This is a genomic window from Flavihumibacter sp. UBA7668 (assembly GCF_002483205.1).
Lineage (GTDB): Bacteria > Bacteroidota > Bacteroidia > Chitinophagales > Chitinophagaceae > Flavihumibacter.
The window spans coordinates 147,147-173,975 of record NZ_DLHM01000001.1; the positions used below are offsets into that span (position 1 = coordinate 147,147).

A 26,829-nucleotide genomic window follows, 5' to 3' on the forward strand; every position below is an offset into this window, starting at 1 on the left:
GGCTTCGCTCTGACTATTCGGTCGACTAAGTGCTTTTGTGTGCTGATGGCGTACTCATGGCGGCCTCTTGGCGGCCTTATGGTGTACTCATGGTGGCAATTCAACTTATCATGACTTGAAGGGGTTGATTCTCAACAATTAATGCCGATTCCCAACAATGGAGGGTATTTTTCCCGTATTTGTCAATAAATACGGTTTCCCGTTCTTGCAAATTTTTCAAAATAGTTATATTGTTAATCCTAAACCCTTGAGCCAAATTGGATGGGACTCAAGGGGCGAAGCAATGGGGGCAGGTGAGGGGAAATTATTCATGCTTGTTGTAGCAATTCGATCAAACGCAACATCAAATTGCCTGATCATTTAAACCTGGAAAAACAGATTGGCGCAACTACAATATGACGCAACGCTAAGAATTCAATCTAAAAGAGGGTAAACAATTTATTAACGATACTAGCTAATTGCGTACAGAAAAGCGTTGGCTGCAATTATGAAACCCGAACAAGAAATATTCTCGCCCGAGTATTGGCAACAAAATGCCGAGAGGTTATTATATAGCGCATCCGCACTAATTGAAAAGCTTAGAATTATACAAGATGATAAAGAGCTCGAGGCTGATTTATTTAAATGGAGCAGTAATATTCGATCCTTGCTTGAAACTAATTATATGTTATTAGGCTATGCTACTGAAAATTCAATAAAGGGATATTCTATTTTCAAATACGCTCTTTCTAATGAATTGTCAGAGCGAGGTGATTTTAAATACTTATTGAATTGTGTCTGGAGAGTCAAAAATGGACATGATACTATTGGAATTGCAGGAAATGCTGGACTAGCACTAACCGAAAAAGAAAAGGAATTACTTGTAAAGCTTCAAGAGCATAGTCTTTGGAAAGGGAGGTATCATATTCCAAATAGTCACCAAGACATTTTGGACACAATCAAACCTGGCGAGAAAGATAGTTATAAAGTGGAAGAGCGATTAATGGTTTCAGAATTGGTAGGCCGGATAGGACTAAAAATAAGAAAGTAAACTGCAGCCATAGATTCTTGACGCTAGTGGGGCGGACGAATAAACAATCAGCGGTATGATATAACCAAGCATCAGCTTAAGCGGATGAATAAAATGCAACTTTGGTAATTTAATTTCAACAGAATAACAATAAGCAGCGGTAGTAATTGGCGGGCGGATTAATACCCCAACATCGCCAAGCTGCCGCCGTTAGCTGCAAAAATATCATGACAATCAAAAAATGAAAATAAACAAACTTAAAATAGAGGGTGTTGGCGGAATAAAGTTCCTTGATCTGTCGTTCAATGAAAGGATGAACCTCCTCTGTGGACCAAATGGAATTGGGAAAACGACAATTTTAGAATCAATTGCACATATTTTTTCCAACGGAAATACTAATATTCTTAAAAGAAATGTCGCTTCAGAAATAAGCAGCATCTCCGCCGAAATTGACATAAATGGAGCTATCGAAAACAAACAAATTCAATTTGACACATTTATTCCTGAATCTACAACCAGAGTTACAGGTTTCCATTTACGTGCAAGTGGGCTAATCTCGTTAAAAACTACCCGTACATTTCAATATCAATCATTGCAAGCCGTTTCAAAAGATAGCAATAAAGAAAACCATATTCTTTGGAACGATGCAATAAATGGTATTAACCTCACAGACATAAAAAATTGGTTCGTAAATCGGTATTTATATTCACCGCATTCTGGGGCATTGACAGCTGAACAACTTAAGAACTTTGAACTTGCTAAAAAATGCTTTTCATTGCTTAATGAAGCTTTTGCGTTTAGCAAAGTAAATGCCTCATCTAATGAGATAATGATTAATACACCAAGTGGTGAAATTTATTATGAATATTTATCGTCAGGATTCAAGTCCATTATTTCCATTTTATTTGGGATTATCAAGGAAATAGAATTTCGATTTAAAGACCCCAAAATAAACGCAGAAGATTTCCAAGGGATTATTTTAATTGACGAAATAGAGCTTCACCTTCATCCTGAATGGCAGGAAAAAATTGTCGATATTCTATTAGAGGTTTTCCCTAAGGCACAGTTCTTTGCATCCACACATAGCCCACATGTAATTCAGACGGCGAAGCCAAAACAGATTATTGCATTAGGATTTGATAACAACAATGTTATTCAAAGAGAATTACCTAGTACAGAATTTGGATTTCAGGGTTGGACTATCGAAGAAGTATTAATAGATGTTATGGGGATGAAAAATTTACGAACAGAGATTTTTGAAAAATTAATATCTCAATTCGATAAAGCTATCGAAGAAGAAAACATAGGGACAGCAGAAGAAATATACAGCCAATTAGATAAGTTACTTCACTCTGAAAACACTTTAAGGAAACTTTTAAAATTTCAATTAGCTGGATTAAGATAGATGATAAAAATTGAACGAAATACAACCCCGATTAAACTCACTCCTGTATTTGTTGCTGCTCAGACCGCAGAATTTATTACAAATGGAACAAATGTTTGGAATATCGATTGGTTGAAAGATAGCTTACTTGATTTAAGCAATGGAAAATGTGCATATTGTGAGTGTGATTTGAAAGAAGAATCAAAATACATGGAGGTCGAACATTTTGAAGATAAAGCGAATAATCCCAATAAGGTTATGGAATGGGACAACTTGTTACCTTCTTGTAAAAGGTGTAATGGCTCTAAGAGTACGCATAATGTAATAACTGAACCGATTATAAATCCCTTTGCTGATACACCATCTACACATCTAACTCTTAGATTGTTCAGATTTAAGCACAAAGACCTAAAAGGTAAAACAACTATTGATGTAGTAGACCTGAATAATACAGAAAGAGCAGTAAAGAAACGGTTTGAAGTTGGCGAACAACTTGAAAAAACTATCGAAAAAGCACAAGAAAGACTTGAGCTATTTGAAGAAAATAAAACAATACAGAGGAAGAATAAATTGATAAATATTATGGAAGACATTTTGCTTGAATGTCAAAAGAAAAGTATTTATTCCGCGACTTGCTCCACTATTCTTCATTCAAGTGACACTTATCTAGAAATTAAAAGGAGAATGATAGTTCATGGGATTTGGAACAGTGATCTTGATGAACTTCATTATAATTCAGGCTTATTGATTTTATAATTTGCCAAATTACTGCAGCTAACATAAATATTGGCTAAAGCAGGGTGGGACGAGGGAACTTCATCGGTGGATCAATGATGATCATCAGCTCAAACTTGCCACGTTTTCAATTGCACATTTGAATATAATCATGAACTTTTTAATTAAATATATCGACCGAGCCGGGCTGGTCGTTAGTAATGCCCCTGCCTTAGCCAATACTTGAACGTTGGCGGTAATTTATTACAACACTCAACTATGGACAATCCAGAATTAAAACCAACCACTAAAGACTACGTAATCAAATTGACAAAGGGAGCTTTAGGTGCAGTACCTTTTGTGGGGGGACTTTTAGGTGAACTACTTGACATTGCAGTAGTACCTCAACAGCAAAAAAAGCTCAATGAGTGGTTTGACTATGTTGAGAAAACTCTAAATGAACTCGTTGAAATAGGTGGAAAGACGAAAGAAGAGATATTTAATGATGAACAGTTTCTATCAATTTTTCAAAAAACATCAAGAATTTATTCTAGCAATGTTGAAGAACATAAGAAACCGATTCTGAAAGCTTACTTAAAAGCTTCAGCGACCAAGCAGATTCCTTTGGATAAGAAATATATTTTCTTAAACATAATAGACCAGTTAACAGAGACACAGCTCTTAATTCTAAGAGACGTTTATGATAATGAAAAGTCAGCGGACTATTTATATAAAAATCAACTTGAACAAATACTTGTTGGCAAATATGCTAATGGAGACAAACAATATTTAGATTTATTAATAAAAGGTTTGCAGGATTTTCACCTTTTAGGGTATGGAAGTGCAGATGTTGTAATTGATGGAGTTAATCAATGGCATATGCAATCTAGTAAAATTGCCAAAGATTTGTTATCATACTTACTGGATGATGAAAACTGACCATCTCAAAATCTCAGGTAATTTTTAACTGATATCGAATGCAAATAAAAGATTTATTAATAAGAATAGATTTTGTTATCTCTAAGGGAACAACAGCTCTGGCACATAAAAAATATTCCGACATGGGTTCTGACTATGTTGAAACAGGGCAGTATGCTGGTTTTCGGTCTTCTTCCATGTCAGTAATATCTTCTATTTTTGGAGAAAGCCATACTTACTTTAAAGAATTTGATAGACAAGTTAACAACAGTTATGTTTACAATATCGAAGCTGGCATTAATATCCTGCAATCATTACGTCATGAAGTAGAACAAGGCTGGTTAACAACATTTAAAAAACTTGTAACCGCTGAAGTGTTTTCCGACTTTCTGGAAATGAGCAAATATTTTCTTGACGAAAGCTATAAAGACCCTGCCGCAGTAATGATTGGCTCTGTATTGGAAGAAAATTTAAGACAACTTTGTAACAATCATTCAGTAGACACATTTATAATTAAAGGTTCTGACACAGTTAACAAAAAGGCTGACCAATTGAATGTAGACTTAGCAAAGGCAGGTGTATATGGAGTATTAGAACAAAAAAGTGTAACCGCTTGGTTGGACCTTAGAAATAGGGCTGCTCATGGAAAATATAATGATTATACAATAGAACAAGTGAAATTAATGTATCAAGGTGTGTTCGATTTTATTACAAGAATACAATAAAACTACCGCTAACAACAAAGCTTCGTCGGGTGCGAAGCACCAACGATGAAGCCAATGTTGCACGGAAGCTTCGATAGCCGGGCAATTACTTATGGGGATTGAATAGTAGAAGTTATTGGTGTAATAAATGAAGCGGGAGGATGTGACTGATCTGTTGCTGTAACATTGATCTGCTTTCTTTCTTAGGAGAGCTAATTTTCCAGGGTCTGGATTTATTTACTGACAATTTTACGTGTTTTTCTTTGGTAATGGATATAGGTTTCCCTGGCCGGTTGGGCAAATTGTTTTCAAAGAGTCGACTTTGCAATAGATGTTACTTACTCATTAATTCAATAGGTGGCCCCCGATGATCAAAATCCATCACAAGTTGCATGCGGCCTTTTTTGCAACAGGGACAGATCGAATCAAGGGGTACGGATAGTTCTGAAGCAGGCTCCTCTTTTTGAACGCGGTTCTGCTCTGGTGTTAATTGTTCCCGGATCGTTGTAAGTGTTGCTTGCTTTACCGCATTACTCAACATCCCATAATGCCGGATCCGCACAAAACCTTTAGGCAGGATGTGCAGCGCAAAGCGACGAATAAATTCTACTGCAGATAAACTGATTTCTTTTTTTACACCCGCATGTCGGTAATCTTTGTAAGTAAACTGAACAGTCTGCTCATCAACTCCTGTAATGCGATGATTGCTGATTGCAATCTTATGGGTATAGCGTCCCAGGTATTCAATCACCTGGTCAGGACAACCGAAAGGACGTTTTGCATATACTACCCAGGGGGTAGCAAAAAGCTGGTTGAAAAATTCCGGTGCCTGCTCCGGAAATACTTTTCGCAAACCAGCCACGTACCTTGCCCGGAATACGGCACTCAGGGCTTTTACCGGATACAGAAACTTGCCTTTGCAGCGGGTGCTTTTCCAATGGCCGGTGGAAGTAATGCCACCACCCGGAAAGATACAATGCAAGTGCGGATGCAGCGTAAGTGTTTGCCCCCAGGTATGCAGGATGCTGATCATGCCGGTTTATACAATGCCAATTGATTGATGGCTTCCGGCAAAGTAAACACCACATGGTAGTACGGAACAGGCAATAGTTCTTCCTGCCGGGCCGCCATCCAGGCTTCCCGTTGCTGCCCCTGGCACTTGGGACAATGGCGATTGCGGCAACTGTTATAACTAATACGCAGATGTCCACAGCTGTCGCATTGATCAATATGCCCACCGAGCGCTAAGACAGGTTGTGCAACATGTAAATAAATCATGGTGGTATCGATGCTCTCATGACCCAGCAGTTTTTGAATGGTCATAATATCGATGCCTGCTTCCAATAAATGCGTGGCATAAGTATGGCGAAGTGTATGAGCCGAAACTTACTTCAATAGCAGGATCGCCTTTGCCATTGAAGAGCCACTTTACGGGACGTTCGTCATCGATGTATTTTTGAAGACCAGCAGTTAAAACAGCCCCAATGGGAACATAGCGATCTTTTTTGCCCTTGCTTTGCCGGATATGCAACATACGGCGGTTCAGATCAATGTCAACAAGTTGCAGGCTGCGAACTTCCATGCAGCGAAGACCACAGTCGTACAGTAAAGCGATAAGAATCAGGGGTATTATCTGCTAAGTACCACCGGAAGTTTATCTTCCCGTTGAATAGCGGGAAGAGCAATACGTTTGTGATCCAGCCCTTCCAGCCGGAAAACAAAGCGAAGGCCGAAAACAGTGTGTTTGAACTAGGATTCAGAGGGCGTATTGTGTTGCTGTTGCAGTAGATACAGATAAACTTCAATCTGATCTTCATCAAGTTCGGTTGGCAGCATGTTGAAATGCAAGGCCATCTGTGCAACGTGTCGGGCATAATTGTTAAGGGTGCTTTCACTTCTGCCGGATGTTTTCATACGAAGCTTAAGGCACTTGAATAAATCATGAAAACCAGCTACTTTTGCACGGCTTGTGCAACCAGTGTGGAAGGACGCAGAGAACGGTTTGCAGTAGACATAATTTTGATTTTTGGTGAAATCAAAAGCTACAAACCGTTCCCCAAATTTGAGCACGAAAGGCTACCGAAGGTTTAGTACAACAAAGGGCTTGGCGTCAGTGGAGCGCGGCGAACAAATAATCAGCTTTTACTATAAATCAACATTTAATCAGGCTGCTGAATAAAATTCAAATTAAGTATCGAAATTCAACATTAATAAATTTATGGGCAATGGTTCAGGCGGGACATTAATAATTTCCCCACCGAACGCCAAGCCCCGAACCTTGGTTGCAATTAAACGACTGCCTATTACTATTAATATCTTTTAATTTATGAACCGTGCATTGATATATTTTGCGACATCTTCTTTCCTGCTAATGTTCGCTGTTTTATCTTCCTGCCAAAACACAAACAACAAAATATTTGACAATCAGGTTGTGCCCTTAAACATTTTTTACAAAAAAAATTTATATGAAGTCGAGCGACAATGGGTAACGCTAAAAGAGGATAAATTAAAAATACAATTATCCGTGTTTATACATATGCCTGTTCTTACTGATAGTACAGTCAAAAGAGAAATATTACCTATAAAAGATTGGCAGGTAAAACATTTTGATGCCACCTCTACTAAAGTAGGATCGCAAATAGCAAACAAGGCTTCCAAAGGTATATATGATGGTGCTGTAAATGGAAAATCTATCAATAAGAAATTTCCAATTCTGATTTTTGGGCCAGGACTAGGCTGGTTGTCAACAGATTATTATAATATACTACTCCCATTGGTTAGGCAAGGAATTATAGTCGCATGCATATCAGCTACTCCTATTTCAAAAACAGTTTACTTTCCTGAAGGTCAATATAATATTGTAAATAAAACAGAAGTGGACTACACTAGAAATGCTGAATATCTGAGTTTTGCAACAAATGAGTTACTAAAATTAGCTCAGGAAAATAATAGTATTCTGTTCTCTAAAATAGACACTGAAAAAGTAATTGCAGGCGGTCATTCAATTTCTGGTGCGTCGGCGTTGCTGGCTGCTAATACAAACAAGAATATCAAAGCAATAATAAACCTTGATGGAGATGTAAATGAAGAATTTACGAACATAAGGCCTCTTCAGTCCATCTTATATATTACTTCCCAGCCTCCGGGTGTTTCTGATACTACAGTAGATGCATGGCTGGATGATAGAAGCGAAAAAAGAAGGGATAATAGTTACATCAATAATTCTTCCCTTGCTCACAATTCATTTAGAATTAAGGTTCCAAATATGTATCACTTGGATTTCTTGGATATTTCAATGTTAAAGGATAGTATAGAACAAAAATTCAGACGAAATAGATTTGGACTCATAAGACCAGAATTAGCAAATGCAATTGTGGTAAATGCAATAAACCTTTTTGTTGAAACTAATTTCGAGAATAAAAATGATTGGGATAATTTTAAATTAAACTACAAAAATATTTATCTTAACATTAAGAAGTAACTGCCAATTCAATAGGCGGCCCCCCGATGATCAAAATCCATCATCAATTGCATCCGGCCCTTTTTGCAACAGGGACAGATCGCTTCAATGGGTGCGAAAAGTTCTGAAGCAGGCTCCTCTTTTTGAACGCGGTTCTGCTCTGGTGTTAATTGTTCCCGAATGGTTGTAAGTGTTGTTTGCTTTATCGCATTACTCAACATCCCATAATGCCGGATTCGCACAAAACCTTTAGGCAGGATCTGCAGCGCAAAGCGACGAATAAATTCTACCGCAGATAAACTGATTTCTTTTTTTACACCCGCATGTCGGTAATCTTTCTAAGTAAACTGAACAGTCTGCTCATCAACTCCTGTGATGCGATGATTGCTAATCGCAATCTTATGTGTATATCGTCCCAGGTATTCAATCACCTGGTCAGGACCACTGAAAGGTCGTTTGGCATACACTACAAAGGGGGTAGCAAACAGCTGGTTGAAAAATTCCGGTGGCTGCTCCGGAAATACTTTCCGCAAACCAGCTGCATACCTGGCCCGGAATACCGCTCTTACTGCTTTTACCTGATAGAGAAACTTGCCCTTGCAGCGGGTGCTTTGCCATTGGACGGTGGAAGTAATGCCACCAGCCGGAATTACACGATGCAAGTGCGCATGAAGTGTGAGTGTTTACCCACAAGTATGCAGGATGCCAATCATGCCGGTTTGAGCACCAAGGTGTTTTGGATCCGATGCAAAGGATTGAACGGTGCTCCAGGCGGTAGAAAATAATAAGGTTTCCGGAAATGTAAACATGAAATGGTAGTACGGAACAGGCAATAGTTCATCCTGCCTCGCCGCCATCCAGGCTTGACGTTTAAGACGCTTAAATAAATCAGAAAAACCAGCTACATTAGCACATGCTTGTGCAACCAGTGTGGAAGGACGCAGAGAACGAAAGGCTTCCGAAAGTTTAGTGCAACATCGTATTGGGTGCAATATAAAATCATCCTTAAAATTGGCAAAAATTAAACCATATAAACTTTCAGCGGAACAAATTATTCAGCTAATTGAACCAATGGGTGAATGTATTGCCACTGATAAGATTACCGTAAATGGTGAATTAATTGATTATATGGTTCGAGAAAAACCGACTTATGATTTTGATAGTGGTTGGCAATTTTATTCCGGGACAGAAGATCAAGACTATATATACAATACGCTAGTCTTGGATATGCAATAAGATTGTTAGAGAACTTGATAACACTTAGAAGTCCAGTAACACGAAACAGAATTATGGCAATCAGGGTTTTGGACAAATGGAAACAAAAAAATTGGTCGTTAGACATTGAGAATGAAATTAACCATTTAAGTTAGGTTGAACCAAATTCACTTTTTAACAATGAGAAAGATATTTACTGCTATAATTTTGACACTCAGCTTTACCTGTCTAGGACAGAAAGTGGAGAGAGTTGTTGTAGCAAATGAAGATCCCTATGATTTATATGCAAACTTTGACAAAGACAGCACAACACTTTTCTATGAGAAAATTGTTCCAGAGAATAAACCAATTGGCGTTATCGTTATTTTACCTGGTTCAGGAGAGCGAATTGAAGATGTTAAAAAACAAATTAATCTTCACAGGTTTGCAGTACAAAAGAACTTTTTAGTGATATTTCCTTCCATTAATTGGGGAACAAATAAACATATACCTGAACACCAGTTTCTTGACACAATATTCAAGCAACTAGTAAATAAATACAAGGTACCTAAAGACAAATTTGTTCTTGGCGGATTTTCAGGTGGTGGGATGGTGGCATTGACATATACCGAAAAGGCGAATAAATATACTGACAGTACATTCATAAAACCGAAAGCTGTATTTGGTGTTGATCCTCCTCTAGACTATGCTCATTTATGGAAACATTGTGAAAATGACATTGAAAGAAATGTATCAGAGGCGGCTGTAATGGAAAGTAAATGGATAATTGATATGTACACTAAAGAATTTGGAGGGTCGCCTTATGAATTCAAAGAAAATTATATAAAATACTCCATCTTCTCATACGGTGAGCAAGATGGAGGAAATGCAAAGTATCTGAAAACAACCCCTATACTTTTATATACAGAGCCGGATATCATTTGGCAAATGCAGAACAGGCAAAGAGATTACTACGATTTAAATTGCGTTGACATAGCTGCCATGATTAATTTTTTACAGATTCAGGGTAATAAAAATGCCAAACTGGTTGTGACAGAAAATAAAGGAAGACGTTTAAACGGGTTGAAACATCCACATTCCTGGAGTATTATGGACTCAGAACAATGTTTAAACTGGATAATGCAACAGCTCTATAAATAAACTTTAAAAATCCACGAATGAAACTATTCATGAACAAATAGTATTATAATAAATACAAGTTAACGCTAACTAAATGAACGCTACCTGCTAACGAAACATATTTGGATATTTACGAAAAGTTCTTCCCACGAATTTTTTATAGAAAAACATGTGAAAATCAGAATACTTATATGGCGACAAGTTTTATTCATTCAATTGCCATATATAAGAACAAACGAAGTGAAAAAATACTAAATTTTATCTTAAACAGAAAGCCGTTTATGTCGTGCCCTATTGATACCAATTATCTGAAACGAGAATTGGTGTTTGTTATCTGGAATAACCCTTGTGAGGCATATATAAACATTAGGAAACAAGTAGAAATGTCCGTAAACAAATATGAAGAAGATGATAAAATAAATCAAATCGAAATACCACATTTAGAATTGGATAGTACGCTTTTTCCAAAGGGTAGTTCAAAAGAACCAGTAACGTGGTGGAACTAAACCGGGTAAGCACCACCAAAAACAGTACAGAATATTTGCCGACAAAATGTTTAGAGCTCTATAAATTTTGAAATCAAGAAAATGACATCAAGACGAGAATTTATTAAAAAAAGTACGGTATTAAGCATGGGGACGATTTTGACCCCAGAATTCTTTTCAAAAAGAAACTATAAATTGGGCTTACAACTTTATACCCTAAATAAAGAAATGAATACCGATTTAGTGGGAACATTGAAAAAAGTAGCTTCCATAGGTTATAAGGAAGTAGAAACATTTGGTTTTAACTGGGGAAATAGTACAGGTTATTGGAATTTCGAACCCAAAAACGTAAAACAGGTTTTAGATGATAATGGACTGAAAACCATAAGTGGGCATTATAACTTAAACAACTTTATACTTCCAGACAAAAACGACGATGATTTGAAACGCTATGTAGACGAATGTATCAAAGGAGCTTTAACATTGAAGCAGGATTATATTGTATGGCCTTGGTTGAACCCCGAATCTAGAACTATTGAGAAATTTAAACTCCTGGCAGAAAAACTCAACATGATTGGTGAACAAATAAAAAAAGCCAGTTTGCAATTGGCATACCACAATCATGGGTTTGAATTTGAAGAACAGCATGGAGAAATTGGCTATGATATTATTCTAAATAATACCGACAGCGATTTAGTGAAAATGGAAATAGATTTATATTGGTTTTCACATACTTCAAAGTTGCCAGCACATCATTATTTTGAGAAATACCCAAAAAGATTTCCATTGGTACATTTCAAAGACATGGATAAAACTGATAGAGAACTTCATACAGTTCTCGGAACGGGCAGTATAAATTTTACACCTTATGTAGCTGACTATAAACTTGCTGGCGTAAAACACATTATGGTTGAACAGGGCAATAATTATGTACCTAATGCATTTGATTGTATTGAGAGAAGTGCTAAGTATATGAAACAAAATTTAGTTTAATAAAACGGGTGGCAGACAAATTATTAAATCGATATTTACCATTCTTCTCAAATTTTTTATCCCAAAAAAAGAGACCGATCAACAATAGTTAGAGAAGTCCGAAGATTCCCGGCTCTACGAACAGGGTCATTCAGTTCCCAGATCCGATTTACTGTTTATTTACAAAATTTACATTTTTAATTACCATCCAAATCACCCAATCCGGAAAATATCAACCTAGATTCGATGTATCAATTTGAATGAATATGAAACATGTAAAAACACCACCTATTAGCTAATCTTACGGCAACTTAAATATTTGTACTCTAAAAAGTAGAAATGACAAATAACTCAATAAAGATATTCTTACTAATTATTGTATCAGGTAATTTCCTTTATTGTAATGGGCAAGAGAAATCTGAACAAATACAAACTGGAACAGATAATTTAGCAATTGGAAAAGTGGTTACTGAACTTGATACTCAAATTTGGAAAATATTTCAAGATTCGAAAGGGAACTATTGGTTTGGCAGTAATGGAAACGGTATCTATTATTTAGCCGAAACCGGATTGAAACTATTTACAACAATAGACAGATTGGTAAACAATACTATACGCGGTATTCAAGAAGATAGAACCGGAAACATATACATTGAAACACCTGAAGGAATAAGTAAATTTGACGGAAAGCAATTCACTACATTAAAGGTAACAAAATCGTCTTTTAACCAATGGAAATTGAATCCTGCTGACTTGTGGTTTGGTTACAATGCAAACGATGTATACCGCTATGACGGAGATTCTCTTTTTGAATTAAAATTACCACGAAAAGACTTAAAAACAGCCTTTGGAATAGAACCAGGAGGAGTTCCCTTTAAAGGACTCAACAATACCCCTTATGCAGTTTTCGGAGTCAACAAAGACAAAGATGGTAATATTTGGTTTGGTACTGCTACCGCTGGTTCTTTTCGGTACGATGGCAATTCATTCATATGGTTTGGAGAAAAGGAACTTTCAACTCTTCCAGACGGACGAGTTCCTGGTGTTCGCTCAATGATTCAAGATAAGAACGGTTATTTTTGGTTAAGTAATTTTTATAGTAAATATAAAATTAACCCAGCCTTGCCAAATGGATATGAAAAGCTAAAAGCAGTTGACTTACCTATAGAAATCACAAAAGATAAAATACTTTATTTCAACGCTGGAATAGCAGATGAAGCTGGTAATTTATGGATGACTACATATGGTGGCGGCGTTTGGAAATATGACGGAAAAAAGCTCACCAACCTTGAAGTAAAAAAAGGTGCAGAAAATGTCTTGCTGGTCTCGATCTACCAGGACAATAATGGAACAATTTGGCTTGGAACTGATAATGACGGAGTTTACAAACAAAATGGAGCAATTTTTGAAAAGTATATACCAGAAAGATAATAAGGGGATTCACGGCTGTACGAACAGGTTTATTCAGTTTTCATATACGTTATCTGCCATTCTTTGGCGGCAGTGCTGACATCAACCGACCGCCAGTGCAAGAAATCAACTGTGACAATGACGAACAAAAGTAAAATACTTCTAAAAATGTTTTCAAACTTCCAGACGGAAGAACTATTACAGGTTGAGGAAAAGAAAATGGGGACATTCCAGAATACCTCGAAAATGTTGAAAACACCTCATATCCGGTTATTGTTGAATATTAATCCGACAATCCTATAGTCAATCGTGTTAAGGGATTGGAAATAATGCCGAATCAGCACAAAACCTTTAGGAAGGATGTGCAGCGCAAAACGCCGGATAAATTCTATTGCAGATAAACCATTTCTTTTTAATACCCACCTGTCGGTAATCCTTGCAGGTAAATTGAACAGTCTGATCATTAACACCTATGATGCGATGATTGCTAATGGCAATCTTATGTGTCTATCGTCCCAGGTATTCAATCACCTGGTCAGGACCACTGAAAGAACGTTTGGCATGCACTACCCAGGGGGTAACAAAAGGCTGGTTGAAAAAATCCGGTGCCTGCTCCGGTAACATTCTTCGAAAACCAGCCACCTACCTTGCCCGGAATACCGAACTCATGGCTTTTACCGGATACAGCTGATGCAGCGTGGGTGTTTGCCACCAGGTATGCAGAATGCTTATCATACCGGTTTGAGCACTCAGATGTTTTGGATCCGAAACAAAGGATTGAATGGTGCTCCAGGCGTTAGAAAATAATAAGCCATATACAGCCGCCAGTTGATACAATGCCAATTGATTTATCGTATCCGGTAGAGACCATCTGTGCAATGTATCGGGCATAATTGTTAAGGGTGCTTTTACTACTCCCGGATGTCTTCATGCGACTATTCAGGTGCTTGAATAAATCATGAAAACCAGCTACATTAGCACAAGCTTTGGCAACAAGGGTAGAAAGCGCAACAGACACACTGAATCTATAAACTGAATTTTTTAGAATGGATATTAGATTATTAGTTATACGGACAGACAAAACAGACCGACTTGCAGAATTTTATAGTTTACTCGGGCTAACTTTCGAATATCACAAACATGGCAACTCGCCAATGCATTATTCAGCGACAATTGGACAAACTGTACTGGAAATTTATCCTCTAACAAAAAGCCAGACAGAGCCAGATAAAAATATCCGTTTGGGTTTTGGTATTGACAACTTTGAACTAACAATCCAGAAATTAAAAGAATTAGGTGTTGCATTTTCCTTAGAACCTACTCAAACTGACTTTGGCTTTATGACTATTGTTACTGACCCAGATGGAAGGAAAGTTGAACTATACAAAAAATAAATATTTGGGATTAATTAGAATATCAATTTACAAATTTATCAGCATTCATAAACGATATAAATATTATATTCAAATTTTTTACAAATGAATTTGTCATAATAGACAAGCAAGAAAGGTTCTGTTTATTTTTATAGAAATAAAATAATTCTCTATCATTGGAATGAAAACAACAGCATTTATTGAATAATGAAAAATAAATTTCATCTATTATTAATTATACTCCTGCTATTCGGTTGTCGATCAAACAAAAAGAATTTTCAACCAATGGTAAATAAAATAAAGGAGAAGATTGTTTCAGAAAATCCTGAAATTAAGAGCATTGATACGATTTACTTGCTAGTTAGAACACTAACTCCTCAAGACATTATGGTACTTCAGGCAATTGAATATACATGGGCTGCTACAGAAGCTAAAAGAAATAGGATTCCAGACAGCACTAATTTTGATGAAAAAAGCTATGAAATTCTGGACAAATCTGAATCATTGGATAATACAACCCCAGTATATTACGATGCTGCACCATATATAATATTCACTACAAAAGAGGCAGAAAAGAGAATCGGCAATACAAGAATTATATTCGACAAACAATTTAATATCATTCCAAAATATTCAATAATTAAGAAGATCGCAAACTCCGACAATACAGAATTCAGTTCACAGAAGTATGCACCATTTAACCATGAAGAGTATCAAACTTTAGAAAAAAATAAAATTCTAAAATACTATTAAGAACTACTGAGATAATACTGTTACAGATAATGAAATGCCTGGTGAAAATGACAGACACTTGACAGGAAACTGGTATCAATAACAATGAAAGTACAAATACTTAGCGATTTACATTTGGAATTTGGTAGTTCAAATTTTGAATTTAAAAATATTGATCTGCTAATACTGGCGGGTGATGTTCATATAGGAGAAAAAGGATATGACTGGTTAAAAGATAAAATAAAAAATATACCGGTATTATATGTTTTGGGCAATCACGAATACTATAAAACAAGTTATCCAAAACTTCTAAACAAATTACTTGAAAAGTCGGCTGGTTCAAATATCCATATTCTTGAGAACAAGTCCATCACATTAGAAGGTATAAATTTTCATGGAACAACTTTGTGGACTGATTTTGAATTATTTGGTGATCCAAAGATTGCCGGATACGCTTGCCAACAAATTATGAATGACTTCAGGCTAATTAGAATTGATCCAGGTTATTCAAAACTTAGGTCGATTGATGTTCATCGGATTCACTATCGATCATTGAATTGGTTAAGGAAAAGTCTTAAGGAGTCGGAAGCCAAAACAAATGTCGTGATAACTCATCATGCACCAAGTCCAAAATCGATTCCTATGCAGTTTAAAAACGAACTTGTTTCAGCCGGATATGCGTCAGATTTGGGAGATTTTATATTAGAAACAAATCCAGATATTTGGATACACGGCCATGTCCATGAGCCATTTGACTATTACATTGGACAAACAAGAATTATCTGTAATCCTCATGGCTATATCCATGAACCATATAATGGGTACAATGCTAATCTTGTCATGGATATTTTCGCATAACAATATTAGAACCTACTGCATTTGCAGCAGATTCTTTTCCAAGGTTGATAAAACACATAGGATCAAATGAAACCAATCAGCCAATACCTGAGACCAAATATTAAAATCAAAAAGGGTGACACCATTGTAACCCTACTGTTCTTAACCTCAATTTTTTTGACAATTTGGTCAATTAGTATTTACAGGTTGACTATTATCGACAAAAAGCATCTTTTTGCTCCAGCTGCTTTAGGGACACTAATCGCATTTGTTATTATTCTTTTTCGACTCAAAACTAACTATTCATTATTCTGGAAATTTATAAATAGTGTCACAATTGGTAGTGGGTTATTTATTTTTGGATTACTTTATTTAAACCAAGAATTTGCTAACAAAGAAACGTATACAGACGACTTTCCGATAATTAAGACTGGCAATTTAGCAAGAGGCAGAAAAGGCAGATGCTCCCAGCCTTACGCAATCATTGATTTTTACGGGACACAGAAACAATTAGTCTTTTACTGTGAATATGAAAAGACAATCAAAAATTATACAAAAGTAACGGTGACATTTTCAAAAGGATTATTCACCTTTGACGTTATCAAATCAATTAAATTATTACAATAATTTCTTCAGGAAAAAGGTCTTGGGCTGTAAACTCTAAAAATTACTCAACAAGTATGAAAATTATATTGATGCTTCTTTTTCCACTTATTTTTTCAACTGATTCATATGGACAGGTAATTAGCTACAATGATTTTAAATCTGTGATTCCTATTTTGCAAAAAGAAGATTTCAAAGGTGCTTTTGACAGGACAAGCAAATTACAAAGTACAACACAAAATGACAGTTCTGATCTACATGGAATTATTACTTATATGAATTTATTTTCATCAGCAGGTATGGTAACACATGATCAAATGACGCATGCTGATTATTTTAAAAATGCGAAAAAATATATCGGACACAGACTTGTCATGTCCTCGCATCCCTGTATTTACAGTTCAGCTACTGGTTACAACTCACTGCAATTTGTTACAATTGATGGCGAGTTGATAGGCAAGACTATTGCTACCAATAATGCTAAAACAACAATTATATGCTTTGAATATTTTACATATACAGACCAAATAAATCCATCTGAATTCATAGGCAAAAACGTTAGGTGTGGTGGAACCTTGAATTCCGTAGAGGTTAATCCTACTAATTCTAAAGTATGGATCTCAAGACTTTATATTGGTAACGCATTTGTCAGAGCACTTTGATATAACAACTTAGTTCCTTAGTCTTGAAAAACTTATTTATAAACTATGATAGAAAATAAATCAGACTATTTCCAGATTATATTTTCCTGCATAACATGCCTGCTTATTTTTGGTTGCAACACGACAAAAAGCATTTATAAAAGCTCAACATCAAAAAAAGACTATTTGGTTATTAACGCAGCAACACTGACCCATTGCGGATGCACAAACTTATATGCAACCAATTATAAAAACGGCCAACTGAGTGTTCAAATTTTCTATAACAATAATTTAGCCCGGAAAACAATATTTACTTACACCCAAGGAAACAAAATACCAAAGACATATTCGCTACTTGCAACAACAAGTGAGAATTTCACGACCCCGTTTGATTCGCTCGACCTGAAAATATTTAATGTAATTGATTCAGTTATTATCAATAAGCAAGGCATTACCTATCCAATTCGCTGGACAAAATATAAAGGATATGTGGCAGATACCATTGAAAACCAGTCGTTTTAAAATGATTTTACATTCCATTTACCATATTTTTACAACTGAAAAATTTCATGCCAGTAAACATCTCATAGCTTCACCTGATTGTTTAACCACCTCATTTTGTAGTCATGAAGTTTTATATCCTTGCATTTTTGCTCATTGCCACGGTGCTCTCCTACTCCCTTCTCGCGGATAACCACCCGGATATCAAAACACAGCATGCCGGAACGGCCAAAATCGTTTTCAAATCTACTGATGGTGGACAAACCTGGCAGGATATCAGCATAGGCCTGCCAGAAAGGTTGCAGGCAGATGGTATTCGTGGAGATAGCATCTTTGCAACTAATAAAGGGTTGTTACTGAAGGTTGGAAGCGAACGCTATCACAGTACAGCAACTGCCACAGCTCCTTTCTGGACTAAAGAACCTTCTCCTGACGATAACAGAAGCATTGCTCCGTATAAGTCCGGGATATTAGCCTACACTTACTGGGGGGTAAATTTCAAAACGAAAAATGGCACAAGTGTATGGTCGCCGATGTTCGAAAACATTCAGGCACCCCGAATACGCAGTGCCTTTGAAACTGTCGGAGGCGCCATTTTCTTAGGCACTGACAGCGGCATTTTTAAAACTGAAAACAGCGGAAAAACCTGGAAACTTGTCTATACCGGAGGCCTGGTTGGACATTTGGCAGAGTCAAATGGCGTTCTCCTGGCCACCAGTATGAGAAAGATTATCAGATCAACCGATAATGGCGAAAGTTGGGAGCCGACAATCAGTGAGGACAATGTGGCTTTCGATATAAAACCGATCGAAAATGGATTCGTTGCCATTACTGCTAGTTCAGAAGCAGCAACCCGGAACCTTAGCACATCCTTTGATGGCGGCAAGACCTGGCAGTCCATTCATTCCGGACTTCAGGACAAAGTTACCATTGATTCCATCTGGCGGACCTGGAATGAGCGCCCTCTTTTGAAAGCTTTTCAGACTTCAATTACCCGGGTTGGTGAACACTTATTGTCAATTCACCCCCAGGGCCTATTCAAATCATTTGACAAGGGTAAAACATGGAAATTAATACTTCCCTCTACAAATGGTAAGAGGTTCAATTTGCTAGGCTCAGGCAATGTGCTTTATGCTATATCAAGCAAGGTAGGAGGTGGATGTTAATTTATTTACCGTTAGTGCCGGATCTTCACAAATGCTTGCATATGAAACAAAAACCCGTTTTCAATTAACGTATTTTTTGGGATGTCGAATTTGACAATATCGATTATGATGCCAAATCAAATTTTATAAATGAACGGGTCTTGATTCCATGGTTACCGAGGTCTTATTAAACGTCAAATTTTTGCCTGAAACGAGAATGTACCTGGCCAGTGCTGTGATCAATAAACCACTAAAGGATTTCAGATGCTACACCTTGAGACAGTTGAACCCGGGACTTTTTACTTATTAGAAAGAAATACTTAGGAAATAAATCGCCAGCTTCATACAATATTATAAATCACCTAAAAAGCCTGTATTTGATAGTATCAAATGATGCTATCATGACACTGCCTTATGACATCACCGATGAATTTATAAGACTGGTTGCCGCAACTGCAAGCCGCGATCTTAAGAAAGGGATTGATCAGGGATTGTTTGGTAAGTTTGGAGCCATGAATACAACGAAATACAGAAAAAATCAACCCGCACCATAAGAACGCGACGATGTAGAAGATATTCGCAATTGCCGCCGCTACCATTGACTCCGGATTTTTTTCTATTTTAGTAAAATTAAATTGATTCCATTGAAATAATCTCCAGAGCAGAAATCATTGCTCTGCAAGTAAAAACAACACAGAATGGGAATTTTTGACATATTTAAAAAGAAAGTCAAATCAACGTTTCCGGAAAATGAACTGGAGCAATGTCTAACCGATGCAGAATCTGATGTAACTGCCAGGAAAGATTTCTATCAGAAATTATTATGGAATCAACTGTATGTATTAACCGGTGATTCTGCCAATGCTGAAGGAAACAATACCGATGAAATGTACACAAACATTCAGTTTGTTGTATTACAAGATGGCAAAATTCCTGTTTTCACATCAACAAACAGAATTTTTGATAATACTGTAATAAAAGAAAAGGTTCCTTTCGTTAGCTTAAAAGGTCAGGATTTATTTGAAGCAGCAAAAGGTGCCACTTTTATCATAAACCCGTTTTCTAATTATGCAAAAGAATTAATTCCGGAGGAAATTGAAAGCCTTATGAATGGAACTATTTATGACCAAATAGAAAAAAACGAAAATCAAAATTTAAAACATAAAGAATTCAATGAGATCTTTGAAAGAGCCGGTAAAAAGCAGAAAGGATTAATATTCTTAGATGGTTATAAAAGAAGAAGTATTTCTTCATCCGAAAAACTGAAACTTGAAGAATCAATCGAGGACTATAAAAAATGCCTGGAATTATTTCCTCACCATTGGCAAAGTATGGTATTGATAGCAAAGGCTTACCAACGATTAGAAAGACATGCTGAAGCTCTTGAACTATTAGAAGCAGCATTTACCATTGAATTGGAAAATCATACTATTCCCATGGAGGCTGCATTAGAGGCTATGCATCTAAAGAACCTGGATAAAGCAATATTTTATTCAACTGAATCATTAAAAAGAAAACCGAATGATTTTGTACTAATGGGTAATCATGCCATGAATTTGCTTATTGCCCAAAAGGATACGGACGCATTAAACACAATTGCAGCTGCCATTAGAATTCAGCCAAACGATTCAGTCAATCGAAATATAGAATCAATCGTGCGGGATGTAATAGCCAGAAGACGAAAAAGACCCAGTTTTGAAGAAACCATACAATAAATACCTGAAAAATTGCACCATCCTGCTGACCTATTTCACCCTCACAACTACCTTCCCCCTCGCCCTGCCTGCCTTAACATATTCCATGGCCTCATTGGTTTGCTGAAATGGAAATACCCGGTCTATAACCGGACGAATAAAACCGGCTTCAATTAAGGTGGTAATTTCAGCTAATTGTTTACCATTTGCCTGCATAAACAAAAAAGAATACTCAATACCCCGTTTCTCCGCCTGCTGTTTCACCTTCCTGCTCAAAAAATAAATGGCCAGCTTCATAAACCAGGATAAGCCAATTTGCTTAGCAAATGCTGCATCCGGCGGACCGGAAATGGATACAACCTTTCCGCCAGATTTCAAGATCCGTATCGATTTTTCCAGCGTTTTAGTATCCTGACTGTTCAATACCAAATCGTAGTCCCTCAGCATCCTTTCAAAATCCTGGGTTTTGTAGTTAATTACCAGATCAGCTCCCAGGCTTTTTACCAGATCACTATTTTCAGCACTGGTGGTGGTTGCAACTGTTGCGCCCAAATACCTGGCCAACTGAATCGCAACCGTCCCTACTCCTCCTGAACCTGCCTGAATAAAAACTTTTTGCCCTTTTTTAAGCTTCGCTCTTTCAACAAAAGCCTACCAAACCGTTAATGCCACCAATGGAAAGGAAGCTGCTTCCTCCATGGTAAGATTGCGCGGCTTTATAGCCAGGTCATTTTCACTGACAGCAATCAATTCCGCAAATGTCCCGATGCTAAAATCGGCTACCCGGCCATATACCTCATCCCCCACTTTAAACCGGCTGACTTTTGAACCAACCTTCTTAACAACGCCCGCAAGATCATGCCCCAATATCAACGGAAATTGATACGGAAGTAATAATTTAAATTCACCTGTTTTTAGTTTGGCATCCAACTGATTCACACTGGCAGCATGCACTTCCACCAACAGATCCGTTTCCTTTAAAACCGGCTCCGGCAAATCAGCCAATTGCAACGCATCTGCTTTACTGTATCTGTTTATTATCCAGGCTTTCATGCGCTATTTTTTAAACTTATGAATATCTTTTATAACCGAATTTTCAAAGGTCTTATAGGAGAAATATTGTATCGCCGGAAATAAAGTTGACCCCTTACCTACCGGATTATTAAACGCGGGATTTTCGTTCTCAACCAACTTCAACAAGGTACCAACAACTGCAGTCGGTTCCTCCGATTTGGAGAACATATTTTTTGTAAACTTCTGCAGGGTAGTGCGATACACATCGTAATCACTGATACTATTCTCCGCAACAATCGAATTGGCCACAATATTGGTTTTGAATCCCACCGGCTCCACCATGCTTACTTTAATATTGAATTCATTCAATTCAAACCGCAGCGCTTTAAAATATCCCTCCAACGCATGTTTGGATGCCGCATAATAGGATCCCCCCGGCAGACTAATCAAACCCAATATCGAACCTACGGTTATTATCTTTCCAAACCGCTGCTTCCTGAAAGAAGGTAATAACTCATTGGTCAGCATGACAGTGCCCCAAAAATTGGTATCAAACTGCTGCTTCCCCTGCTCCACACTGGTTTCTTCGGCTAAACCCGACAAATAAAATCCCGCATTATTAATCAGGACATCCAATTGATCAATTTCAGTAAAAAGCTGCTTACGGAAGCTGGAAATAGAATCCTGATTCGTAATATCCAATGCCAGTATCTTAAATGAAACAATGCACTTACGGCGACTTCTTAAAATCTGACGAAAAAATAGCCACCAACATTCTGGCATCCAGACTGCAAACACTGGAGGAAAATGAAATAATCACAAAATCCGAGCACCCGGATAGTAAAGCGAAAGTTTTGTACAAACTCACGCAAAAGGGGATCGATTTACTTCCAGTACTGATTGAAATAAATTTATGGGCTGAAAAATATTATACCATTCCAGCCGAACGAAAAGCCATGCTGAAAGAAGTGAAAAAAGATAAGGAGGCTTTTATAAAGGCTGCGACCAAAGACCTGAAAAAAAGCAGCTTATAAACCCATCTCCTATAACCGCATCGATGCCCCTATATACAAATTCACCGATGAAAATACCTGCCGGTGATCTCTGGTTTGCGTGGACTGAAAAGCGCTGACCCCATCTGTATAAAATTGGGCTGTACTGACATCACTGAATTTTACCTTTGATGATCCAAAATAAGCCAGACTGCTGAAAAGATCCCATTTCTCATTCAATTGATGTCTTGCGCTCAGTCCAAGCGTATAGGCCAGTCCCAGTCCGTGTTTTCCTTTACGGGTAAGAGCTGCCATCTTATTTTGCTCATTGGCCGTTCCAAGAAAATCGGGCAATTTGGCATAGATCAATCCCAGTCCCAGTTCCGGCAAGAATAAAGACCGCTTCCCGGCGGGAATGATCCTATAAATACCACCCATCGCGGTAGCCGTCATCCAGTTTTTCTTTTTGAATGACCAGTTGTTTACTTGTGTTCCCCACAATGATTGTTTCGAATAATAATCCTCCAGTTTCTCCGCATTCAGCTGATTTCGCTGTCCCTTTATCAGTAGCTGCCATCCCCAGTTTTTACTAAAATCGTTGGAATACCGGAGTGTAAAGGATTGTCCGGATGAAGCGTATCCCGAATGATCAATGGATTCATTTTTAGAAGCCCAATCACCCAATGGAAATGCAGGCGCCACAGCCAGGGTAAGCCGTTTGGATCCCTCCTGTGCGTACAGACCAATGGATAGGAAAAGAGTAAAGAGAACAGACAAAATTTTCATGGAAAAGCGCTATTGTCTTAAATCTAGCAAACTAAGTTCGAAATAGAAAATAACGATTAATTTTCCATTCGAATTTCAGTATGGAGCTGCAACAACAATACGATCGGTTTTTTAAAGAAGGGATCAGGGCTATAGAAACGAATACCTATACCATTAATGAACTCCTGCAGGCCGATCTAGACCAACGGTATGGAATAACCCTGCTGATGCGTCCGGATGCCGCCACCAGAGCTTCCATTCAGCAGTTCCTGTCAGCATTACGCAGCATTGATCCCCATCAGTATTATTATCCGGAATCGGATATGCATGTTACCATTCTCTCCATCATTTCCTGTTATGAAGGATTTCAACTCCAACAGATCAATGCGGCTGCATATGCCGATATTATCAGGGAAGTGCTGGCCAACCAACCAGCCATCAGGATGGAATTCAAAGGCATCACCTTATCGCCTGCTGCAGTTATGATCAGGGGCTTTGTATCGGATGATGCGCTCAATCATATAAGGGATCAGTTACGGGTTGCCTTCAAATTTTCGGGACTCCAGCATTCCATAGACGAACGCTATTCCATTTTCACCGCTCATTCCACTGTTGTGCGATACCAGCAAAAACTGGCTGACCCTGCTGCCTGGATTCAGAAAATCCGTGAATTTGAATGCCATGCATTTGGAAAACAACAGGTAAAGGTTATGGAATTGGTGTATAACGACTGGTACCAGCGTAAGGAAAAGGTGCAGCAATTGGCGTATTTTAGCTTACCCGAAAACGAAGATCAACTATGAAGAGTATCACTGTATTTTGTGGTTCCAGTTCAGGATCAAATCCTGTTTACCTGCAACAGGCCAGACTATTGGGTGAAAAACTAGCGGAGGCCCATATAGAACTCATTTATGGAGGTGCAAAAGTTGGACTGATGGGCGCTGTTGCTGATGGCGCTCTTAGCAAAAGAGGAAAAGTTACTGGAATACTACCCCGTTTTTTACAGTCAAAAGAAATCGCGCATGAAAACCTTTCTGAACTGATCCTCGTTGAAAGCATGCATGAACGAAAAACCATCATGCACCATCGTAGTGAAGGAGTAATTGCTTTACCCGGCGGTTTCGGAACACTGGAAGAGTTTTTCGAAATGCTGACATGGGCTCAATTGGGTTTGCATTCCAAACCCATTGGCATATTAAATACAGACGGATTTTACAATTCCCTTCTGGTGCTGGTGCAGGAAATGGTTGATAAAGGATTTCTAAAAAAAATAAATCAGCAGATGATTCTGCAAAGTGAAGACATTGAACTCCTGCTGGAAAAAATGAACCATTACAAAGCGCCGGCTGTAACTAAATGGATCACCACCGAAAATGTATAACCGATGATCAAGTACAAAGAAATCTTCGAGAAAAACAAACAATGGATCGAAGAAAAAACCAAAAACAACAAAGCCTATTTTACTGAATTGGCAGCGGGACAAAAACCGGAGTTCCTGTTCATTGGTTGCAGCGACAGCAGGGTAACGGCCGAGGACCTGATGGGCGCTCAGCCCGGTGAGGTTTTTATCCATCGGAATATTGCCAACCTGGTGCCCAATAATGATAATAATTCAGGGGCAGTGGTTGAATATGCTGTTCGCCATCTCGACGTAAAACATATCATTGTATGCGGTCATTATAACTGCGGCGGAATAAAAGCTGCCATGCAACCCAAAGACCTTGGCCTGATGAATCCCTGGTTAAGAACTATCCGGGATGTGTATCGCCTGCATAAAGAAGAATTACAGGTGATCACGGACGAAGAAGCGCGTTATAAAAGACTGGTTGAACTGAATGTACAGGAACAATGTATCAATATCATCAAGATGGCTGCCTGGCAGAAAAGTTACCTCACCAAAGGATACCCGGTGGTACATGCACTGGTATTTGATATCCATTCCGGAAACCTGATTGACCTGAATATTGATTTTGATAAGGCGCTTGATTCTATTAGAGAGATATATGATTTGGGTACGGAAAATTTATAAGTGTCCAAAATCAGCTTTTTTTGTCGATTTTGGACACTTATAAAAATTTATATCTGGCCATTTTAAGGGAAAAAATTGCATTTTGGACAGTTATAATTTAAATTATAATTATTACTATTGGATTATCAACCTTATTCACACTATGAGAAAATTCTACACCTTTTTGGCTGGAATGGGTGCCTGCATTTCAGTTCAGGCGCAAACTTCCTTTACCCGCAATGCCGTTTATCTGGAAGCCGGTGGCAACGGCCTATTCGGCTCCATCAATTATGAACATCAATTCAGTGAAAAACCCGGATTTGGTTTAAGAGCCGGACTTGGATTTTATGCTGAATACGGCTTTCATCCTTCCATACCTGTAGCAGTGAATTACCTGATCCCATTAAGAAATGAACAACAGTTTCTGGAAGCCGGATTGGGTTTAACACCTACCCTGGAATTCAATAAAAAATCAAAAGATGTTATTGATGTAAATATCGTTTCCTATGTTATCCCATCTTTTGGTTTCCGGAAACACACCAGAAACAATTACATGTGGAGGATAAATCTATCACCGGTTTTTAATGCGGACCCATTTCTACCCTGGGTTGGTTTTTCCTACGGAAAGCGGTTTTGACACAATTCCCCTCTTTATTGGCAGAATTACCCCCTATTCTTTTTCACTGCAGGCAGTACTTTTAATCATTAAAAACCGCGTATGAATACTGATATTACAAGTATCGATGAATACATAGCTTCATTTCCCCAGGATATTCAGGTATTGCTGGTGAAAATGAGATCAACCATTCAGAAAGCTGCCCCAAAAGCAGAAGAAGCCATCAAATACGGCATGCCCACTTTTGTACAATATGGCAATCTGGTGCATTTTGCGGCCAATAAAGCCCATATCGGCTTCTATCCTTCACCAAGTGGCATAAGCAATTTTGAAAAAGAATTAAAGCGATTTAAAACATCCAAGGGAGCCATTCAGTTTCCACTCGATCAACCCCTGCCGTTGGACCTGATTAAACAGATTACAGCATTCAGAGTGGCAGAAAACAAAGAAAAACACGAAGCAAAAACGAAATCAACGACTAAAAAATAAGGCTCACTTCACCATCAGACTATCCTGCT

At 37.8% G+C, this 26,829-nt stretch carries 32 protein-coding genes and 4 pseudogenes; 27 read left to right on the plus strand and 9 right to left on the minus strand.

What is annotated here, in order from left to right:
• The first annotated feature begins 487 nt into the window (after positions 1-487).
• From B2746_RS00640 to B2746_RS00660, 5 genes are all read left to right on the plus strand, one after another.
• A complete protein-coding gene (locus B2746_RS00640; protein WP_290789767.1) occupies positions 488-1,030 on the plus strand; it encodes a hypothetical protein in 543 nt (180 codons plus the stop codon).
• Positions 1,031-1,250: 220 nt separating this feature from the next.
• Positions 1,251-2,414 carry an AAA family ATPase gene (locus tag B2746_RS00645; RefSeq protein WP_290789770.1) on the plus strand — a complete coding sequence of 388 codons (1,164 nt, stop codon included), beginning with the start codon at positions 1,251-1,253 and terminating at the stop codon, positions 2,412-2,414.
• The gene (locus tag B2746_RS00650; RefSeq protein WP_290789773.1) at positions 2,415-3,149 is read left to right on the plus strand and encodes an HNH endonuclease; all 735 of its coding nucleotides are present in this window, start codon (positions 2,415-2,417) and stop codon (positions 3,147-3,149) included.
• Between the two features lie 237 nt (positions 3,150-3,386).
• Entirely contained in the window at positions 3,387-4,046 is a 660-nt protein-coding gene (locus B2746_RS00655) for a hypothetical protein (RefSeq protein WP_290789776.1), read from the plus strand.
• Positions 4,047-4,084: 38 nt separating this feature from the next.
• Entirely contained in the window at positions 4,085-4,750 is a 666-nt protein-coding gene (locus tag B2746_RS00660; RefSeq protein ID WP_290789779.1) for a hypothetical protein, read from the plus strand.
• 287 nt (positions 4,751-5,037) lie between these two features.
• Here the strand turns inward: B2746_RS00660 and B2746_RS00665 are convergent.
• The 3 genes and pseudogenes from B2746_RS00665 to B2746_RS00685 form a co-directional block, all read right to left on the minus strand.
• Positions 5,038-5,974 (minus strand): annotated as a pseudogene (locus B2746_RS00665) (IS91 family transposase); the annotation flags it as partial.
• A gap of 175 nt (positions 5,975-6,149) precedes the next feature.
• Positions 6,150-6,362: pseudogene (locus tag B2746_RS22865) on the minus strand (tyrosine-type recombinase/integrase); the annotation flags it as partial.
• A gap of 116 nt (positions 6,363-6,478) precedes the next feature.
• Complete coding sequence (locus tag B2746_RS00685) at positions 6,479-6,643, minus strand: hypothetical protein (protein ID WP_290789785.1); 165 nt, start codon at positions 6,641-6,643, stop codon at positions 6,479-6,481.
• A gap of 412 nt (positions 6,644-7,055) precedes the next feature.
• Here B2746_RS00685 and B2746_RS00690 point away from each other — a divergent pair, with 412 nt between their 5' ends.
• Complete coding sequence (locus B2746_RS00690) at positions 7,056-8,210, plus strand: hypothetical protein (RefSeq protein ID WP_290789788.1); 1,155 nt, start codon at positions 7,056-7,058, stop codon at positions 8,208-8,210.
• A gap of 8 nt (positions 8,211-8,218) precedes the next feature.
• Here B2746_RS00690 and B2746_RS00695 read toward each other — a convergent pair.
• Positions 8,219-9,061: pseudogene (locus tag B2746_RS00695) on the minus strand (IS91 family transposase); the annotation flags it as partial.
• A gap of 139 nt (positions 9,062-9,200) precedes the next feature.
• Here B2746_RS00695 and B2746_RS00705 point away from each other — a divergent pair.
• From B2746_RS00705 to B2746_RS00725, 5 genes are all read left to right on the plus strand, one after another.
• Positions 9,201-9,425 (plus strand): immunity protein Imm33 domain-containing protein, encoded by a 225-nt coding sequence (locus B2746_RS00705; RefSeq protein WP_290789794.1) that lies wholly within the window; start codon positions 9,201-9,203, stop codon positions 9,423-9,425.
• A 159-nt stretch (positions 9,426-9,584) separates the two neighbouring features.
• Complete coding sequence (locus B2746_RS00710) at positions 9,585-10,544, plus strand: hypothetical protein (RefSeq protein ID WP_290789796.1); 960 nt, start codon at positions 9,585-9,587, stop codon at positions 10,542-10,544.
• 170 nt (positions 10,545-10,714) lie between these two features.
• Positions 10,715-11,029 carry a hypothetical protein gene (locus B2746_RS00715; RefSeq protein WP_290789799.1) on the plus strand — a complete coding sequence of 105 codons (315 nt, stop codon included), beginning with the start codon at positions 10,715-10,717 and terminating at the stop codon, positions 11,027-11,029.
• Between the two features lie 81 nt (positions 11,030-11,110).
• Positions 11,111-12,001 carry a sugar phosphate isomerase/epimerase family protein gene (locus B2746_RS00720; protein WP_290789802.1) on the plus strand — a complete coding sequence of 297 codons (891 nt, stop codon included), beginning with the start codon at positions 11,111-11,113 and terminating at the stop codon, positions 11,999-12,001.
• Positions 12,002-12,319: 318 nt separating this feature from the next.
• Entirely contained in the window at positions 12,320-13,411 is a 1,092-nt protein-coding gene (locus B2746_RS00725; RefSeq protein WP_290789805.1) for a ligand-binding sensor domain-containing protein, read from the plus strand.
• Between the two features lie 284 nt (positions 13,412-13,695).
• On the opposite strand, the pseudogene B2746_RS22870 reads toward B2746_RS00725, so the two are convergent.
• Positions 13,696-14,260: pseudogene (locus tag B2746_RS22870) on the minus strand (transposase); the annotation flags it as partial.
• A 176-nt stretch (positions 14,261-14,436) separates the two neighbouring features.
• On the opposite strand from B2746_RS22870, the gene B2746_RS00735 reads away from it, so the two are divergent.
• From B2746_RS00735 to B2746_RS00775, 10 genes are all read left to right on the plus strand, one after another.
• Positions 14,437-14,784 (plus strand): VOC family protein, encoded by a 348-nt coding sequence (locus B2746_RS00735; protein WP_290789811.1) that lies wholly within the window; start codon positions 14,437-14,439, stop codon positions 14,782-14,784.
• Positions 14,785-15,048: 264 nt separating this feature from the next.
• Positions 15,049-15,516, plus strand: a complete 468-nt coding sequence (locus B2746_RS00740; protein WP_290789814.1) for a hypothetical protein — start codon at positions 15,049-15,051, stop codon at positions 15,514-15,516.
• A gap of 84 nt (positions 15,517-15,600) precedes the next feature.
• Positions 15,601-16,353 (plus strand): metallophosphoesterase, encoded by a 753-nt coding sequence (locus tag B2746_RS00745; RefSeq protein ID WP_290789817.1) that lies wholly within the window; start codon positions 15,601-15,603, stop codon positions 16,351-16,353.
• A gap of 66 nt (positions 16,354-16,419) precedes the next feature.
• A complete protein-coding gene (locus tag B2746_RS00750; RefSeq protein ID WP_290789820.1) occupies positions 16,420-16,959 on the plus strand; it encodes a hypothetical protein in 540 nt (179 codons plus the stop codon).
• 53 nt (positions 16,960-17,012) lie between these two features.
• Positions 17,013-17,597 (plus strand): hypothetical protein, encoded by a 585-nt coding sequence (locus B2746_RS00755; RefSeq protein ID WP_290789822.1) that lies wholly within the window; start codon positions 17,013-17,015, stop codon positions 17,595-17,597.
• Positions 17,598-17,642: 45 nt separating this feature from the next.
• Positions 17,643-18,098, plus strand: coding sequence for a hypothetical protein (locus tag B2746_RS00760; protein WP_290789824.1), 456 nt, complete (start codon positions 17,643-17,645; stop codon positions 18,096-18,098).
• Between the two features lie 104 nt (positions 18,099-18,202).
• Positions 18,203-19,243: a sialidase family protein gene (locus B2746_RS00765; RefSeq protein ID WP_290789826.1), complete on the plus strand. Its 1,041-nt coding sequence runs from the start codon at positions 18,203-18,205 to the stop codon at positions 19,241-19,243.
• A 71-nt stretch (positions 19,244-19,314) separates the two neighbouring features.
• Positions 19,315-19,413: a DUF6922 domain-containing protein gene (locus B2746_RS22785; RefSeq protein ID WP_414655273.1), complete on the plus strand. Its 99-nt coding sequence runs from the start codon at positions 19,315-19,317 to the stop codon at positions 19,411-19,413.
• Positions 19,414-19,599: 186 nt separating this feature from the next.
• Complete coding sequence (locus B2746_RS00770) at positions 19,600-19,776, plus strand: hypothetical protein (protein ID WP_290789827.1); 177 nt, start codon at positions 19,600-19,602, stop codon at positions 19,774-19,776.
• A 144-nt stretch (positions 19,777-19,920) separates the two neighbouring features.
• Positions 19,921-20,937: an SseB family protein gene (locus tag B2746_RS00775; protein WP_290789829.1), complete on the plus strand. Its 1,017-nt coding sequence runs from the start codon at positions 19,921-19,923 to the stop codon at positions 20,935-20,937.
• 30 nt (positions 20,938-20,967) lie between these two features.
• Here the strand turns inward: B2746_RS00775 and B2746_RS00780 are convergent, their stop codons facing one another.
• The 3 genes from B2746_RS00780 to B2746_RS00790 are packed head-to-tail and all read right to left on the minus strand — an operon-like array spanning position 20,968 to position 22,632.
• Positions 20,968-21,522: an NADP-dependent oxidoreductase gene (locus tag B2746_RS00780; RefSeq protein ID WP_290791040.1), complete on the minus strand. Its 555-nt coding sequence runs from the start codon at positions 21,520-21,522 to the stop codon at positions 20,968-20,970.
• A 45-nt stretch (positions 21,523-21,567) separates the two neighbouring features.
• A complete protein-coding gene (locus B2746_RS00785) occupies positions 21,568-21,969 on the minus strand; it encodes an NADP-dependent oxidoreductase (RefSeq protein WP_290789831.1) in 402 nt (133 codons plus the stop codon).
• 3 nt (positions 21,970-21,972) lie between these two features.
• Positions 21,973-22,632: an SDR family NAD(P)-dependent oxidoreductase gene (locus B2746_RS00790; RefSeq protein ID WP_290789834.1), complete on the minus strand. Its 660-nt coding sequence runs from the start codon at positions 22,630-22,632 to the stop codon at positions 21,973-21,975.
• A gap of 14 nt (positions 22,633-22,646) precedes the next feature.
• Here B2746_RS00790 and B2746_RS00795 point away from each other — a divergent pair, with 14 nt between their 5' ends.
• Positions 22,647-22,964: a winged helix-turn-helix transcriptional regulator gene (locus tag B2746_RS00795; protein ID WP_290789836.1), complete on the plus strand. Its 318-nt coding sequence runs from the start codon at positions 22,647-22,649 to the stop codon at positions 22,962-22,964.
• Positions 22,965-22,973: 9 nt separating this feature from the next.
• Here the strand turns inward: B2746_RS00795 and B2746_RS00800 are convergent, their stop codons facing one another.
• Positions 22,974-23,708: a hypothetical protein gene (locus B2746_RS00800; RefSeq protein ID WP_290789838.1), complete on the minus strand. Its 735-nt coding sequence runs from the start codon at positions 23,706-23,708 to the stop codon at positions 22,974-22,976.
• Positions 23,709-23,788: 80 nt separating this feature from the next.
• Between B2746_RS00800 and B2746_RS00805 the strand changes: the two genes are divergently transcribed.
• From B2746_RS00805 to B2746_RS00825, 5 genes are all read left to right on the plus strand, one after another.
• Positions 23,789-24,490 (plus strand): 2'-5' RNA ligase family protein, encoded by a 702-nt coding sequence (locus B2746_RS00805; RefSeq protein ID WP_290789840.1) that lies wholly within the window; start codon positions 23,789-23,791, stop codon positions 24,488-24,490.
• On the plus strand, positions 24,487-25,068 hold the full coding sequence (locus B2746_RS00810; protein ID WP_290789842.1) for a TIGR00730 family Rossman fold protein: 582 nt from the start codon (positions 24,487-24,489) through the stop codon (positions 25,066-25,068). The genes B2746_RS00805 and B2746_RS00810 overlap by 4 nt, the downstream gene beginning before the upstream one ends.
• A gap of 3 nt (positions 25,069-25,071) precedes the next feature.
• Positions 25,072-25,716, plus strand: coding sequence for a carbonic anhydrase (locus tag B2746_RS00815; protein WP_290789844.1), 645 nt, complete (start codon positions 25,072-25,074; stop codon positions 25,714-25,716).
• 142 nt (positions 25,717-25,858) lie between these two features.
• Positions 25,859-26,332 (plus strand): hypothetical protein, encoded by a 474-nt coding sequence (locus B2746_RS00820; RefSeq protein WP_290789846.1) that lies wholly within the window; start codon positions 25,859-25,861, stop codon positions 26,330-26,332.
• Positions 26,333-26,413: 81 nt separating this feature from the next.
• Positions 26,414-26,800: an iron chaperone gene (locus B2746_RS00825; RefSeq protein ID WP_290789848.1), complete on the plus strand. Its 387-nt coding sequence runs from the start codon at positions 26,414-26,416 to the stop codon at positions 26,798-26,800.
• Positions 26,801-26,829 lie beyond the last annotated feature (29 nt).

Coding starts and splice junctions, on each gene's coding strand:
- B2746_RS00750 (WP_290789820.1), top strand. CDS start 16,420: ATGAAACCAATCAGCCAATACCTGAGACCAAATATTAAAATCAAAAAG.
- B2746_RS00795 (WP_290789836.1), top strand. CDS start 22,647: ATGAAACAATGCACTTACGGCGACTTCTTAAAATCTGACGAAAAAATA.
- B2746_RS00760 (WP_290789824.1), top strand. CDS start 17,643: ATGATAGAAAATAAATCAGACTATTTCCAGATTATATTTTCCTGCATA.
- B2746_RS00785 (WP_290789831.1), bottom strand. CDS start 21,969: ATGAAAGCCTGGATAATAAACAGATACAGTAAAGCAGATGCGTTGCAA.
- B2746_RS00685 (WP_290789785.1), bottom strand. CDS start 6,643: ATGAAAACATCCGGCAGAAGTGAAAGCACCCTTAACAATTATGCCCGA.
- B2746_RS00735 (WP_290789811.1), top strand. CDS start 14,437: ATGGATATTAGATTATTAGTTATACGGACAGACAAAACAGACCGACTT.
- B2746_RS00640 (WP_290789767.1), top strand. CDS start 488: ATGAAACCCGAACAAGAAATATTCTCGCCCGAGTATTGGCAACAAAAT.
- B2746_RS00820 (WP_290789846.1), top strand. CDS start 25,859: ATGAGAAAATTCTACACCTTTTTGGCTGGAATGGGTGCCTGCATTTCA.
- B2746_RS00815 (WP_290789844.1), top strand. CDS start 25,072: ATGATCAAGTACAAAGAAATCTTCGAGAAAAACAAACAATGGATCGAA.
- B2746_RS00800 (WP_290789838.1), bottom strand. CDS start 23,708: ATGAAAATTTTGTCTGTTCTCTTTACTCTTTTCCTATCCATTGGTCTG.
- B2746_RS00765 (WP_290789826.1), top strand. CDS start 18,203: ATGAAGTTTTATATCCTTGCATTTTTGCTCATTGCCACGGTGCTCTCC.
- B2746_RS00645 (WP_290789770.1), top strand. CDS start 1,251: ATGAAAATAAACAAACTTAAAATAGAGGGTGTTGGCGGAATAAAGTTC.
- B2746_RS00810 (WP_290789842.1), top strand. CDS start 24,487: ATGAAGAGTATCACTGTATTTTGTGGTTCCAGTTCAGGATCAAATCCT.
- B2746_RS00710 (WP_290789796.1), top strand. CDS start 9,585: ATGAGAAAGATATTTACTGCTATAATTTTGACACTCAGCTTTACCTGT.
- B2746_RS00715 (WP_290789799.1), top strand. CDS start 10,715: ATGGCGACAAGTTTTATTCATTCAATTGCCATATATAAGAACAAACGA.
- B2746_RS00745 (WP_290789817.1), top strand. CDS start 15,601: ATGAAAGTACAAATACTTAGCGATTTACATTTGGAATTTGGTAGTTCA.
- B2746_RS00655 (WP_290789776.1), top strand. CDS start 3,387: ATGGACAATCCAGAATTAAAACCAACCACTAAAGACTACGTAATCAAA.
- B2746_RS00720 (WP_290789802.1), top strand. CDS start 11,111: ATGACATCAAGACGAGAATTTATTAAAAAAAGTACGGTATTAAGCATG.
- B2746_RS00825 (WP_290789848.1), top strand. CDS start 26,414: ATGAATACTGATATTACAAGTATCGATGAATACATAGCTTCATTTCCC.
- B2746_RS00690 (WP_290789788.1), top strand. CDS start 7,056: ATGAACCGTGCATTGATATATTTTGCGACATCTTCTTTCCTGCTAATG.
- B2746_RS00725 (WP_290789805.1), top strand. CDS start 12,320: ATGACAAATAACTCAATAAAGATATTCTTACTAATTATTGTATCAGGT.
- B2746_RS00650 (WP_290789773.1), top strand. CDS start 2,415: ATGATAAAAATTGAACGAAATACAACCCCGATTAAACTCACTCCTGTA.
- B2746_RS00805 (WP_290789840.1), top strand. CDS start 23,789: ATGGAGCTGCAACAACAATACGATCGGTTTTTTAAAGAAGGGATCAGG.
- B2746_RS00660 (WP_290789779.1), top strand. CDS start 4,085: ATGCAAATAAAAGATTTATTAATAAGAATAGATTTTGTTATCTCTAAG.
- B2746_RS00740 (WP_290789814.1), top strand. CDS start 15,049: ATGGTAAATAAAATAAAGGAGAAGATTGTTTCAGAAAATCCTGAAATT.
- B2746_RS00755 (WP_290789822.1), top strand. CDS start 17,013: ATGAAAATTATATTGATGCTTCTTTTTCCACTTATTTTTTCAACTGAT.
- B2746_RS00775 (WP_290789829.1), top strand. CDS start 19,921: ATGGGAATTTTTGACATATTTAAAAAGAAAGTCAAATCAACGTTTCCG.